General features: G+C 70.5%; 13 protein-coding genes. 5 read left to right on the top strand and 8 right to left on the bottom strand.

Features of this window, described 5'->3' with window-relative positions:
- Window positions 1-17: 17 nt before the first annotated feature.
- A complete protein-coding gene (locus ACIBB8_RS24295; RefSeq protein WP_398955417.1) occupies window positions 18-455 on the bottom strand; it encodes a DUF4442 domain-containing protein in 438 nt (145 codons plus the stop codon).
- Between the two features lie 169 nt (window positions 456-624).
- Between ACIBB8_RS24295 and ACIBB8_RS24290 the strand changes: the two genes are divergently transcribed.
- Together ACIBB8_RS24290 and ACIBB8_RS24285 are read left to right on the top strand one after the other, a co-directional pair.
- Window positions 625-1656 (top strand): hypothetical protein, encoded by a 1032-nt coding sequence (locus tag ACIBB8_RS24290; RefSeq protein ID WP_398955380.1) that lies wholly within the window; start codon window positions 625-627, stop codon window positions 1654-1656.
- Window positions 1657-1719: 63 nt separating this feature from the next.
- Window positions 1720-3024: an MFS transporter gene (locus ACIBB8_RS24285; protein ID WP_398955378.1), complete on the top strand. Its 1305-nt coding sequence runs from the start codon at window positions 1720-1722 to the stop codon at window positions 3022-3024.
- Here the strand turns inward: ACIBB8_RS24285 and ACIBB8_RS24280 are convergent.
- From ACIBB8_RS24280 to ACIBB8_RS24260, 5 genes are all read right to left on the bottom strand, one after another.
- Window positions 2986-3831 carry a spermidine synthase gene (locus ACIBB8_RS24280; protein WP_398955376.1) on the bottom strand — a complete coding sequence of 282 codons (846 nt, stop codon included), beginning with the start codon at window positions 3829-3831 and terminating at the stop codon, window positions 2986-2988. The genes ACIBB8_RS24285 and ACIBB8_RS24280 overlap by 39 nt on opposite strands.
- Before the next feature lie 22 nt (window positions 3832-3853).
- Complete coding sequence (locus tag ACIBB8_RS24275; RefSeq protein ID WP_398955374.1) at window positions 3854-4699, bottom strand: patatin-like phospholipase family protein; 846 nt, start codon at window positions 4697-4699, stop codon at window positions 3854-3856.
- Between the two features lie 68 nt (window positions 4700-4767).
- Complete coding sequence (gene tuf / locus ACIBB8_RS24270; RefSeq protein WP_398955372.1) at window positions 4768-5937, bottom strand: elongation factor Tu; 1170 nt, start codon at window positions 5935-5937, stop codon at window positions 4768-4770.
- Between the two features lie 93 nt (window positions 5938-6030).
- Entirely contained in the window at window positions 6031-6198 is a 168-nt protein-coding gene (locus ACIBB8_RS24265) for a hypothetical protein (protein ID WP_393308047.1), read from the bottom strand.
- 83 nt (window positions 6199-6281) lie between these two features.
- Complete coding sequence (locus tag ACIBB8_RS24260; protein ID WP_398955369.1) at window positions 6282-6998, bottom strand: DNA alkylation repair protein; 717 nt, start codon at window positions 6996-6998, stop codon at window positions 6282-6284.
- Between the two features lie 49 nt (window positions 6999-7047).
- On the opposite strand from ACIBB8_RS24260, the gene ACIBB8_RS24255 reads away from it, so the two are divergent.
- From ACIBB8_RS24255 to ACIBB8_RS24245, 3 genes are all read left to right on the top strand, one after another.
- Window positions 7048-7761, top strand: a complete 714-nt coding sequence (locus ACIBB8_RS24255; RefSeq protein WP_398955367.1) for a TVP38/TMEM64 family protein — start codon at window positions 7048-7050, stop codon at window positions 7759-7761.
- Window positions 7762-7990: 229 nt separating this feature from the next.
- Entirely contained in the window at window positions 7991-8863 is an 873-nt protein-coding gene (locus ACIBB8_RS24250) for an undecaprenyl-diphosphate phosphatase (RefSeq protein ID WP_398955365.1), read from the top strand.
- A 440-nt stretch (window positions 8864-9303) separates the two neighbouring features.
- On the top strand, window positions 9304-9612 hold the full coding sequence (locus tag ACIBB8_RS24245; protein ID WP_398955362.1) for a thioredoxin family protein: 309 nt from the start codon (window positions 9304-9306) through the stop codon (window positions 9610-9612).
- A 331-nt stretch (window positions 9613-9943) separates the two neighbouring features.
- On the opposite strand, the gene ACIBB8_RS24240 is transcribed toward ACIBB8_RS24245, so the two are convergent.
- Together ACIBB8_RS24240 and ACIBB8_RS24235 are read right to left on the bottom strand one after the other, a co-directional pair.
- Window positions 9944-10780 (bottom strand): SDR family oxidoreductase, encoded by an 837-nt coding sequence (locus tag ACIBB8_RS24240; RefSeq protein ID WP_398955360.1) that lies wholly within the window; start codon window positions 10778-10780, stop codon window positions 9944-9946.
- A 102-nt stretch (window positions 10781-10882) separates the two neighbouring features.
- Window positions 10883-11707 (bottom strand): hypothetical protein, encoded by an 825-nt coding sequence (locus tag ACIBB8_RS24235; protein WP_398955359.1) that lies wholly within the window; start codon window positions 11705-11707, stop codon window positions 10883-10885.
- Window positions 11708-12140 lie beyond the last annotated feature (433 nt).

Raw genomic sequence — 12140 nt, 5'->3', positions numbered from 1 at the left:
CTGGGGAGGCAGGCCGCTCAGGCGTTCGGGCGGAGCGTCCACACGACGGTCATCTCGCCGGTGACCGCGCCGTCCGCACGCCGGATCTCGATGGCGACGGGAAATTCGGGCCGCTTGCCCGCGTCGAGTTCGGCGACGACGTCCGCCACCGGCCGGCCGAGGGTCGCGGTGGCGGTGACGACGCCCATCGCGAGCTTCTTGTAGCCGATCTCCGCCTTCACGGCGAGCGGTACGGCGCCGGACATCTGGTCCCCGAAGGCGGCGATGACGATCGCACCGCTGGCCGACTCCGCGAGCGTGAACATCGCTCCGGCGTGCGGTCCGCCGACGTGGTTGTGGTAGTCGGCCTGGTCCGGCATCCGGACGACCGCGCGCTCCGAGGTCGTCTCGAGGAACTCGAGGTTGAGGGTCCTGGCCATCGGAACCGTCGCGAGGAGCATGTCTCCGACTGTCATCTGTTCAGTGCTCATGAACCGAAGGTTACTCACGGGTAGGAGCGTTTGGCCATCCCCGGATCACGCCCGCACGATCTCCCCCTCGGCATCCGCGTGGCCACCGCCTTGACCGTTCCTTCACGGGGGCGGGCGTAGTCGACCGGCCACCGTCCCTCTATGGTTACTGGCCATGTGGCCAGGACAGCAGCCGCCCGGGGGCGAGCAAAACCCGCAGAACCAAAGTCAGAACCCGTACCAGCAGCCGGGATACCAGCAGCCGAACCCCTATCAGCAGCCTGGATACCAGCAGCATGGCCAGCCGGGGTACCAGCAGCCGAACCCGTACCAGCAGCCCACCGTGCCGCAGTACGCGGTCTCGGGCCCGCCCGGTGCACCGCAGCCCGGGGGCGACAACAACAAGAAGAAGACGACCGTCGTCGCGATCGTCGCAGCCACCGCTGTGGTCGTGGCCGCCGTGGTCACCGGCGTCGTCGTGATGAACAAGGACGACAAGGGCGGCAGCGACGTCGCCGACGACGGGTCGTCGTCGTCCCCCGCGAAGCCGTCCGCCGACACGTCCTCCGCTGCGCCGAACCCGCGGGGCACCGATGGGGACGCCAAGCCTCTCGTCGCCGGCTGGAAGGTCGTCACCAACCCCAAGTGGGGCACCCAGTTCGACGTACCCGGTGACTGGGAGGTCGGGGCGCCCGGGACGTTCTCGTACTTCGAGGACGACAAGAAGGGCGACGGCTCGCCGCTCATCGGCTTCTCCGCGCCGACCTACGTCCAGAGAAAGTGGTGCGTCGACGACGAGGACAAGGACGGCACCAAGGAGGAGTACAGCCTGGCCAGTGCGGGCACCCGCGGCGCCCAGGGCGCCACGGACGCCGACGCCAACGCCCACAGCGAGGCCGGGACCTGGGCATGGGCCGCCTACGCGCAGCACATGCCGCAGAAGACGATCAAGATCAGCAAGGCGAAGAAGTACACCACCCAGTCGGGTCTGACCGGCAGCCTCGTGACGGCCACCGCCCCCAATGTCACCAAGAAGAAGAAGTGCGACTCCGACGGCAAGACCTTCGCCTTCACCTTCAAGAACAAGAACGGTGACTTCTCGTCCTGGGTCCTCTACGGTGCCGACTCCGTCAAGGACGAACTCCCGGACGCCACGATCATGAAGATCCTCAGCACGGTGCGGCTGACCGAGGTCACCGCCTCCTGACCTGCTCCCCCTGCTCCGACAAAGCACTTGGCAGGACGGGGGCCCGGCAGCGATAGTTCCCCGGTGACTCCTGCCGGCATCCCCCGTCCCCGCATCCGCCGTCCCGCTTGGGCCGGCCGCAACTACAGTCTGCTGACCGCCGCCGCGATCATCACCGGCCTGGGTACCCACGGTGCGTTGATCGCGGCGGCGTTCGCCGTTCTGCAGTCCGGTGGCGACGGCGGCGACGTCGGCCTGGTGGCAGCCGCCCGTACCGCGCCGCTGGTGCTGTTCCTGCTCATCGGCGGCGCCATCGCGGACCGGGTGCCACGCCACCGGGTGATGGTGGCGGCGAACGCGCTCAACTGTGTCTCGCAGGCCGCGTTCGCCTGGCTGGTCCTGGCCGGCGACCCGAAGCTGTGGCAGATGATGCTGCTCACCGCGTTGTGCGGTACCGGGCAGGCGTTCTTCAACCCGGCGGCCGAGGGCATGCTGATGTCCAGTGTCAGTGGCGAACAGGCCGGCCGCGCCTTCGCACTCTTCCGGATGTCGATGCACGGGGCCGCCATCGGTGGTGCCGCGCTCGGCGGTGCCATGATCGCGGCGATGAATCCGGGCTGGGTGCTGGCCGTCGACGCGGCGGCCTTCGCGGTGGCCGGCGCGCTGCGCGCCTTCCTGGATGTCGCCCACATCCCGGCGCGGGAGCCGGGTGGCGGACTCCTGTCCGATCTGCGCGAGGGCTGGCAGGAGTTCATCGGCCGCCCCTGGCTGTGGTCGATCGTGGCGCAGTTCTCGGTGGTGGTCGCCGTGGTCGGTGCCGCCGAGTCGGTGTACGGGCCACTGGTCGCCCGGGACGAGCTCGGCGGCGCCCGCCCCTGGGGATTCGCGCTCGCCGCGTTCGGGGTCGGCACGCTGTGCGGGGCGCTACTGATGATGCGCTGGAAACCCCGGCGGCTCCTGCTCGCGGGGACGCTCTGCGTCTTCCCGCTGGCCCTGCCGTCGGCGGCGCTGGCTGTGCCGCTGCCGGTGGCCGGGCTCAGCGCGGTGATGTTCGTCAGCGGCGTGACCATCGAGGTGTTCGGCGTCTCCTGGATGACGGCCCTCCATCAGGAGATCCCGGAGGAGAAGTTGTCGCGGGTATCGGCCTACGACTGGTTCGGATCGGTGGCGATGCTGCCGCTGGCCACCGCGGTAGCCGGTCCGGTGGAGGACCTGGTCGGGCGCGGTCAGGCGTTGTGGGGCTGTGCGGCGCTGGTCGTGCTCTGCACGGGGGCCGTGCTGTTCGTACCCGACGTACGCAACCTGACCCGCCGGACGGCAACCATCGAGGTTGCGTCAGGGAAGACGCTGTCAGCCGATACCGAAGGAACCGTCGGGCGGCTCGGGTGAGGCGACCGCGTCGGCGTCCCCGACCGGCCGTGCCGCGCCGATGAGCCGGGCCAGACCGGCGCCGTGCTCGACCCGGGCGGGGAAGACGTCTGCGGCGCAGCGGCGGGCCAGGGCCGCGGTGTCGAGGGGGCTGCGGGAGGCGACCAGGATGTGGTTCCCGAAGCGCCGGCCCCGCAGCACCGCCGGTTCGGCGATCAGCGCGAGCTCTTCGAAGACGGCGGCGAAGTTGGCCAGTTGCGAGCGGAGGAATGCGAAGGGCGCGCCGTCGGCGAGGTTGGCGGCATAGATACCGTCGTCCCGCAGAGCCCGCCCGGCCGCCTGCGCGTACTCGACGGAGGTGAGGTGCGCGGGCACGCGCGATCCGCCGAAGACGTCCGCGATCAGGACGTCGACGGTGCCGGGCGGCGTCTGTTCCAGCAGTCCGCGGGCGTCGGTGCCGTGCACGGTGATGCCGCTGCCGTCGGGGAGTGGCAGCTGCTCGGCGACCAGGGCGAGCAGACCCAGGTCGGCCTCGGCGACGACCTGCCGGGAACCCGGCCGGGTCGCGGTGACATAGCGGGGCAGGGTGAGGCCGCCGCCGCCGAGGTGGAGTACGTCGAGAGGCGCGTCCGGTTCCGCGGCACAGTCGAGGACATGAGCGAGCCGCCGGGCGTACTCGAACTCCAGGTGGACCGGATCGTCGAGGTCGACGTACGACTGTGGTGCGCCGTCGACCGTGAGCAGCCAGGCCCGGTCCCGGTCCACGTCGGGAAGGAGTCTGGCGGTGCCCTGGTCCACGTCTCGGATCACGGGTATCGGCTCGTTCACTCCCCCATTGTGGGGTGCCGGTTCAGCTGCCGACGACCGCGGCGACCGCTTCGGTGTGCGCCGCGGACTGCGCGAGTCCGGCGCGGGCGGCGGCCGCCCGGCGGCTCGGGTCGAGCACGTTGCGGCCGAATGCCTTCTTGGCGGCCGCGTCCGGGGTGATGACCGCGACCCGGGCACCCTTCGCTTCGAGGTCGGTGGCCTGGGACCGGGGGGAGACGATCACCTTGTTGCCACTGGCCGTCGGTGCGATGACGACGACGCGCTCATACCCTGCGGCCAGATGGACGTTGCCCGGCGAGTACACCCCGCCGTCGATCCAGCCCTGCCCGTTGATGGTGGCGACCGGCCAGACGGCGGGGACGGCGCAGCTGGCGGTGACGGCGTCGGCGAGCGGGACACCGCTGTCCTTGTCGAAGATGTGGAGTTCACCCGTGTCCGCGCTGACGGCGGTGATCCGCAGCTGCCGCTCGGGCCAGTCGGGCGACAGGAGCCGGCTCGCGATCAGCTCCTGCCGTTCGGCCGCGGTGATGGCGGTCCGGGTCTCCCGCGCCATCCGGGCCAGCTTCTGCCCGTACGCCTCCGGGGTACGCGAGGTCAGCACCGCCCGGGCGTAGCGCATGATGTTGGCCGTGCCGAGCTTTCCGCCGATCTCGCCCTGTGGATCGGCCAATTGACGTGCGTACAGTTCCGGGAGGCCGAGCAGGCCGGAGGCGAGCTGGGCGCCTACGAGGGCCCCGGCGGAGCTTCCGATGACGAGGTCCGCGGTGGACAGGTCGACGCCCGCCTCGGCGAGCCCGGCCAGGATTCCGGTCTCCCAGGCGCCGCCGGTGGCACCGCCTGATCCAAGTACCAGTGCAATGTCTGCCATGCCGTCAGTTTCGCGCATGGCGCCGGGCCCGCCTCCCTTGGGGTCGGTTGGCGGGCCCGGTGTCCGGATCAGAGCAGGCCAGTGACGGTGCCCGCGCCGACCGTCCGGCCGCCCTCGCGGATCGCGAAGCCGAGCCCGGACTCCAGCGGGGTGTCGCGGCCCAGTTCGACGGTCATGGTGACCGTGTCGCCGGGACGCGCCACCGCCGCTTCGCCGAGGTCGATGTCACCGACGACGTCCGCGGTACGGATGTAGAACTGCGGCCGGTAGCCGGTGGTGACCGGCGTGGTCCGGCCGCCTTCCCGCGCCGACAGGACGTACACCTGCGCGGTGAATCGACGGCTCGGCGTCACGCTGCCGGGCGCCGCCACCACGTGGCCGCGGCGGACCCGGTCGCGCTCCACCCCGCGTACGAGCAGCGCCACGTTGTCACCGGCCTGCGCGGACTCCATCGGCTTGCCGAAGGTCTCCAGGCCGGTGACGACCGTCTCGATGTCCGCGCCGAGCACGGAGACCCGGTCGCCGACGCGTACGGTGCCGCGCTCGACGGCACCGGTGACGACCGTGCCCCGGCCGGTGATGGTCAGGACGTTCTCCACCGGCAGCAGGAACGGCGCGTCGGTGTAGCGCACCGGCATCGGTACGTACGTGTCGACGGCGTCCAGCAATGCCTCGACGGACGCGGTCCAGCGTGGGTCGCCGACCAGCGCCTTCAGTCCCGAGACGCGGACGACGGGAACGGTGTCGCCGCCGTAGCCGTGCGCGGAGAGCAGCTCGCGGACCTCCAGCTCGACCAGGTCGGTCAGCTCCGGGTCGCCCGCGTCGGCCTTGTTGAGGGCGACGACGATGTGGTCGACGCCGACCTGACGGGCCAGCAGGACGTGCTCGGCGGTCTGCGGCATGATTCCGTCGAGCGCGGACACGACGAGAATCGCCCCGTCGAGCTGCGCGGCGCCGGCGACCATGTTCTTGACATAGTCGGCGTGACCGGGCATGTCGACGTGCGCGTAGTGCCGGGTGTCAGTCTCGTACTCGACGTGCGCGATGTTGATGGTGATGCCGCGCTGTGCCTCCTCCGGCGCCCGGTCGATGCGGTCGAACGGGACGAACGTGCCGGTGCCGCGGTCACTGAGGACCTTGGTGATGGCGGCTGTCAGGGTGGTCTTGCCGTGGTCGACGTGGCCCATGGTGCCGATGTTGAGGTGCGGCTTGGTGCGCACGTATGCCGTCTTGGGCATGGCTCATTCCTTGGAAACTCGAAGCTGAGAGAGAAGACCCCAGGGCCCCGCCGACCCTCCCCTTACGGGGTCCGCCGGACTGTCGGGGGAGGGTCAGCTTCGGGCGCCGCCGATGGGCGCTGCGGCAGCGGTGAACGCTGCTGCGTCGACTGCGGCTGCTGCCGCGGTGATTGCGGCGGCAGCGAGGAAGGAAGGGATGACGGCAGCCTTCGGCGCGTCCGCGACTGCGGACTGCGCTGCGAGGAAGGCGTACCGGAACATGGGTCCGATCATGGCCGACGGCCGCGGCCCCGTCGAGTGGTTTTCCACCGGGCCCGGAAAGGGAGTTCGGAGCCGACCGCGCCTCAGAGGTGCTTCAAGGCTTCGCGTACGGACAGCGGCGAGAGCCGGTCCCGGGCGCCGTCGACGAAGCCCCTGACAGCCCGCGGATCGGTCTTGGCGTACTCGCGCAGACACCAGCCGATCGCCTTGCGGATGAAGAAGTCAGGATGATCCGCCTGGCGCAGGCAGTAGCCGAAGAGCCGTTCGGTGTCGGTGGCATCCCGGTAACGCAGCTGGTGCAGCAGGGCGGTGCGGGCGATCCACAGGTTGTCGTCCTCGATCCACTCGTCCATCACCGCCTTCAGCTCCGGGTCGGCGGCGACAAGCGGTCCTGCGACATGGGCGGAGAGCACATCGACGGTGTCCCACCAGGGGACGGTGGAGACGAGGTGCCGTACGACGGGCAGGAACCGGGAGGAGCAACGGGGCACGTGGCGGCGCAGATAGTCGGCGGCGAAGTACTGGTACTCCCGCTCGGGCAGCTGCCAGCAGCGCAGGGCGACGGCCGCGCAGTCCACCTCGTCGGGACGCCCGGTGCCGTCCAGGACCGTGCGTGACAGGGCCCGGCGCTGCGGGGTGGGGATGCCGAGGAACGGGGCGACGTGCTTCATGTACACGGCCGCGGAGGCGGCCCGCCCACGATCGGCGGCCGTGGGAAACAGGAGCGTCAGACGCGCCAGCACGGTGTCGGCGAGCTCGCTCGGCGGCACGCCGGGAGCGGCTTCGGCTGCGGGGCTCATACGGTGCACATTACGGCGATCACCAGCAGATGTCGGTTACTCTCCCCGAATGCTCGACCCCGTCCCCGCCGCCCGGCCCGCCACCGGCCTCGCCGTGCGCTGTACGAGGGCGCTGCTCTCGCCCTGGTCCCGGTTCTCGCTGCTCGTGGCCATGCTGCTGGCCGCCGCAGCGACCACGCTGCTCCTCGATCCGCAGCGCCTCCTGGCCCATGGCTGGCCGTCGCAGCTCAGCGGTGGCGGCGCAGCGGTCCTGCTGTTCGGCCTCGCATACGGCCTGTCCACTGTGGCATTCGTGCCGCGGCCGCTGCTCAATCTCGCCGCGGGTGCGCTGTTCGGGTCGCAGGCCGGTCTGGCAGCCGCCCTGGCGGGCACGGTGCTCGGCGCGGGCATCTCGTTCGGGCTGGGCAGGTTGCTGGGGCAGGACGCGCTCCGTACGCTGGTGCGCGGACGCTGGCTGACGGCTGCGGACGGGCAGCTGAGCCGGCACGGCTTCCGTTCGATGCTGGCGCTGCGGCTTTTCCCGGGGGTTCCGTTCGCCGCCGCCAACTACTGCGCCGCGGTCTCACGGATGGGGTATTCGCCGTTCCTGGTGGCCACCGGTCTCGGCTCGATCCCGAACACCGCCGCCTACGTCGTCGCGGGCAGTGAGGCCTCGTCCCCGACATCGCCCGCGTTCCTGGCGGCGATGGGCTTCATCGTGCTGACGGGCGTCGGTGCGGCCGTCGTCGCCTGGCGCAAGCGGCACCGTCTCCCTGCGGACTGAGCCTGTATGCCGGTCTGCGGTCCAGCGCCCCCTGACATCACCGGGGGTTCGGGGTGGGTGCGGGGGCAGTCGTGTCCCTGTTCACCCAGGGGCGATACGCTGCCCGCGCACCACAGACGATCACGGGCCCGACGTGGCCCGTCCCTCATATGACCGCAATCCGCACGCTGTCGACGGCCCTGGAGGCCGTCGACCGATGCACGATCACTTCCGGGATGGCCAAAGCCCCATGAGCTGGTTCGAATCGTTCGTCCTGGGCCTCGTTCAGGGACTGACCGAGTTCCTGCCGATCTCCTCCAGCGCGCATCTGCGGCTCACCGCAGCGTTCGCCGGCTGGCAAGACCCGGGGGCGGCGTTCACCGCCATCACCCAGATCGGCACGGAGGCCGCAGTCCTCATCTACTTCCGGAAGGACATCGTCCGGATCGTCTCGGCCTGGTTCCGCTCGCTGACCAACCGGTCGATGCGCGGCGACCACGACGCGCAGATGGGCTGGCTCGTCATCGTCGGCTCCATTCCGATCGGCGTCCTCGGCGTGACCCTCAAGGACCAGATCGAGGGCCCGTTCCGCGACCTGCGACTCATCGCCACCACCCTGATCGTGATGGGCATCGTCCTCGGCATCGCCGACCGCCTCGCCGCCCGCGACGAGATAGGTGGCAAGCACCGGGCGATCAGGGAGCGCAAGTCCCTCAAGGAACTCGGCGTCAAGGACGGCCTGATCTTCGGCTTCTGCCAGGCGATGGCCCTGATCCCCGGCGTCTCCCGCTCGGGCGCCACGATCAGCGGCGGTCTGCTGATGGGGTACACCCGCGAGGCCGCGGCACGCTACTCGTTCCTGCTCGCGATCCCGGCGGTGCTCGCCTCGGGTGTCTTCGAGCTGAAGGACGCGGGCGAGGGGCATGTGTCGTGGGGGCCGACGATCTTCGCGACGTTCATCGCCTTCGGCGTCGGATACGCGGTCATCGCCTGGTTCATGAAGTTCATCACGACCAAGAGCTTCATGCCGTTCGTCATCTACCGTGTTCTGCTGGGCCTGGTGCTGTTCGCCCTGGTGGCGACCGGTGCCCTGAGCCCCCACGCGGGTGAGCCGACGGGCTAGCCGGGCTTCCGGGAGCGGTCTTCCGCTGCGAATCCGCCGGAAGGATCCCGTGCTCGATGACTGACGTGCGTCCGCCCCGCTCCCAGGCGCTGTTCCGGGGGCGGGGCGGCTCGGTAGCTGCGCCCAGCCATAGGCGCGAATGTGATGCCTTCACGGTACCGGGCCGGTATGACAACGGGGCGGCGACGGCATGGGCACTCCTGCACAACCAGATGCCCCTCCGACGTCGGCCCCAGTGCCAGCGGTCATCACGACACCCGACCTCTGGGGACCCGATGGCCTTCGGGACCCGCACGTCAATAAAACGTGGCAGGTCGTCGGCATCAACCGCCGTACCGGCACACGCGAGACGCTGAGCCGGGAAACCCCGGCTCAGCGTCTCGCTCAGGTCCTCAGCGGTGCATGCTGAACACCCCTCGGGCCTGGAGCATCATGAAGAGATGGATATCGAACTGCTGTACTTCGGCGGCTGCCCGAACTGGCACCTCGCCCAGGAGCACCTCGCCCAGGCTCTGACGATCACCGGGAACCCCGGGCACCACGTCAGCCTGCTCGCCGTGGAAACCGACGAACAGGCCCAGGCCCTACGTTTTCCCGGATCGCCAACCATCCGCGTCAACGGCCACGATCCCTTCCCGGCCGCAGCCGAAACCTACGGGCTGACCTGCCGCGTCTACACCACGCCCGAGGGGCTCGCCGGCGCACCCGCAGTCGATGAACTCGTCCGGGCACTCAACGGCGAGCCCTGAGATCGTCGCAACACCCCCTGTGTTGCGACGATCCCTGGAATCCACTCGCGCCAACGGGTCCAACTGCAGACAACGGACCGTCCGGACCCGGGGCGCCTGTCGAACCGGATGGATCGACGGCATCGGGGGTCGCCTTGGTGGCGGCCGGCGTGCTGAGCCCAGACGCCGACGGGTCGACGGGCCAGGTCCTGTCGTCGAACTGCCGTCTGCCGCGCGGCGTCTGGCACGCACACCAGCCTCCGGGCGATGACGACAGGATCTGGCGGGAACAGGCGACGGCCCCGTCACGGGCCGCTCCCTGGACATCAGCGAGGTCGACGGATCCCAGGGTTCAGTGTTCCTGGGCCGTCGGACGCACCATGATCTCGTTGACCGCGGCGTGCCGGGGCTGAGTGACCATGAAGGCGATGGCCCGGGCGATGTCCTCGGCGTCCAGCCAGGTGCTCTGCGGCAGATCATGCGCGGCCGCGAACCCGGCGCCGGTCGACATCTCCGTCGTGGTAATGCCCGGCTCGACGAGGCCCACCCGGACACCGCGCCCCGTGACCTCCTGGCGCAGGGCCTCGCTGAATGCTCCGACCGCGTGTTTCGTCGCCGAATAGACACTGTTGTTCTTACGGGCCAGCCGGCCCGCGACCGAGCTGACGGTCACCAGGTCGGCGACCCGGCGCGGGCCGTCAGCGGCCGCGCGCAGCAGGTGCGGCAGCGCTGCCTGCGACATGTGCAGGACGGCCTTGAGATTGAGGTCGACCATCCGATCCCATTCCTTGGGGTCGCCTTCCTCCACGGCGCCGATCGCCACGTATCCGGCGTTGTTCACCAGCACGTCCAGCCGTGCGAACCGGTCCGCAGCGTCCTCGACGGCGCGACGGGCCTGTGTCGCCTCGCGGAGGTCGGCCATGAGGGCGACGCACGTGCCGCCCCGGTCCCGGATCGCGGTGGCCAGGTCCTCCAGCCGGTCGGCTCGACGGGCGACCAGCGCGAGAGCCGCGCCCTGCCGGGCCAGTGCCAGGGCGGTGGCCGCCCCGATGCCGCTGGAGGCGCCGGTCACCAGCGCCGCGCAACCGGACAGCGCTGCCTCGGCCGGTTCGGCTGCACCGGTGGCCGCCGCTGTGCCGACCGGAGCCACGGCCCCGGCATTTCGGACGTTCGTATCCCTCGTGCTCATGATCGCCTTTCGCGGTTCGCCCCGGCCCGTTGCCTTGTCCGCAGCTTGCATCAGGTACTCCGAGTCCGCCTCCTCACCGCCCGGCTGCCTGCACCGCCGTCGTCAGTACGCAACGACCGCCCACACCAGCGCCCCGCCCACGGCGGCCGCATAACACCCCACAGCGGCGCGGAGGACGGTACGACGGGTGCGGGCGCTCCACGATGTTCTGGCCAGCACTCCGGCCAGCAGGGGCAGCACCACGATCGCGTGCAGGCTCACTCCGTGCAGTGGCTTCACCGAGGCCGTGGAGTCGTAGCCGGCCAGTTGATGGCCGGTGCGTGTCAGATAGACGCCACGAGCGATCATCGCCGCTCCGGACAGCAGCCCGACGAGCAGGATCGCGAAACCCGCCCGCAGAGCGAACGCCATGCCCGTCGGTCCGTCCGGGCGCCGGAGGAACGAGGCGACCGCGAGGGCGGTGACGATGACGACCAGCACTCCCCCGCCGACGGCCAACGTCATGGAGACCGCCGTGTCGAAGGGGGTCTCCATGTTGAAGTGGGACGGTACGCCACGCCACGCCTGGAGCGTGATGCCGCCGACCTCCAGCACGCAGTCGACGGCGAACAGCGCGAGCAGCACGGTACGCGTGCGGGGGCGTATGCGCAGGTAGGACGCCACCCAGCAGAGCGCGATGAGCGTCAGTCCGAACGAGACCCCGAAGGTGACGGGCTTGCGCCAGGACACCGGGCCGTCCCAGGAGCCGCCGTCGACGGCGAAGACGATCAGATGCAGCAGCCCGGAGACGACGAGGAGCGCGCCAGTCACGTAGCAGAGGCGCTCCACCGGGCGCACATTCCGCCACACGGGCGCGGTCGGCAAGGAGCCCGGTGCGCTACCGCGCACCGGCTCTGTCGTGATGGCCCGTGCGGGCTGGTTCTCCATGCCCGGAGCATCTCTCGGAAAGCGCCCGGCGTCGTCGTACATCGGAAGGCAGCTCACGTACGCCCGTCGGAGTACCGGTCGTCAACCCACCTGCCGGTGGCGCGACTTGAGCACGACGACGAGCGGCCTCGGTCTGAACGACCTGCTTCCCGGCGCCGACCTGTCGCTGCCCATCGCGTCGCGCGTGTGACCGCCTCCGGTCCGAAATCCTGCGCCAGGAGGACATCGAAGTCCCCGGCCTCCGTGGAGCACCCCCGGCCGGCGGCCGGAACCGCCGCGCAGGCTCGCGCCGGAGTGCCGGAGCGCCGGAGGGCGACCGGCCGTAGCGTACGGAACAAGTCCCAGCGGCGGTCCGGGACCGGCTTCCGCCCGGCACCGGAAAGCGACCGGGCCTGCACCCGCCGGGCCGGCCCTCGGACGGACAGGGTAGAAA

This window comes from Streptomyces sp. NPDC051286 (assembly GCF_044455345.1).
Classification (GTDB): Bacteria; Actinomycetota; Actinomycetes; order Streptomycetales; family Streptomycetaceae; genus Streptomyces.
Note: the sequence above shows the minus strand (reverse complement) of the source record. Positions and strands in the feature narration are given on the sequence as shown.

Coding starts and splice junctions, on each gene's coding strand:
- ACIBB8_RS24295 (WP_398955417.1), bottom strand. CDS start 455: ATGACAGTCGGAGACATGCTCCTCGCGACGGTTCCGATGGCCAGGACC.
- ACIBB8_RS24290 (WP_398955380.1), top strand. CDS start 625: ATGTGGCCAGGACAGCAGCCGCCCGGGGGCGAGCAAAACCCGCAGAAC.
- ACIBB8_RS24275 (WP_398955374.1), bottom strand. CDS start 4,699: ATGGCAGACATTGCACTGGTACTTGGATCAGGCGGTGCCACCGGCGGC.
- tuf (WP_398955372.1), bottom strand. CDS start 5,937: ATGCCCAAGACGGCATACGTGCGCACCAAGCCGCACCTCAACATCGGC.
- ACIBB8_RS24265 (WP_393308047.1), bottom strand. CDS start 6,198: ATGTTCCGGTACGCCTTCCTCGCAGCGCAGTCCGCAGTCGCGGACGCG.
- ACIBB8_RS24260 (WP_398955369.1), bottom strand. CDS start 6,998: ATGAGCCCCGCAGCCGAAGCCGCTCCCGGCGTGCCGCCGAGCGAGCTC.
- ACIBB8_RS24255 (WP_398955367.1), top strand. CDS start 7,048: ATGCTCGACCCCGTCCCCGCCGCCCGGCCCGCCACCGGCCTCGCCGTG.
- ACIBB8_RS24250 (WP_398955365.1), top strand. CDS start 7,991: ATGAGCTGGTTCGAATCGTTCGTCCTGGGCCTCGTTCAGGGACTGACC.
- ACIBB8_RS24245 (WP_398955362.1), top strand. CDS start 9,304: ATGGATATCGAACTGCTGTACTTCGGCGGCTGCCCGAACTGGCACCTC.
- ACIBB8_RS24240 (WP_398955360.1), bottom strand. CDS start 10,780: ATGAGCACGAGGGATACGAACGTCCGAAATGCCGGGGCCGTGGCTCCG.
- ACIBB8_RS24235 (WP_398955359.1), bottom strand. CDS start 11,707: ATGGAGAACCAGCCCGCACGGGCCATCACGACAGAGCCGGTGCGCGGT.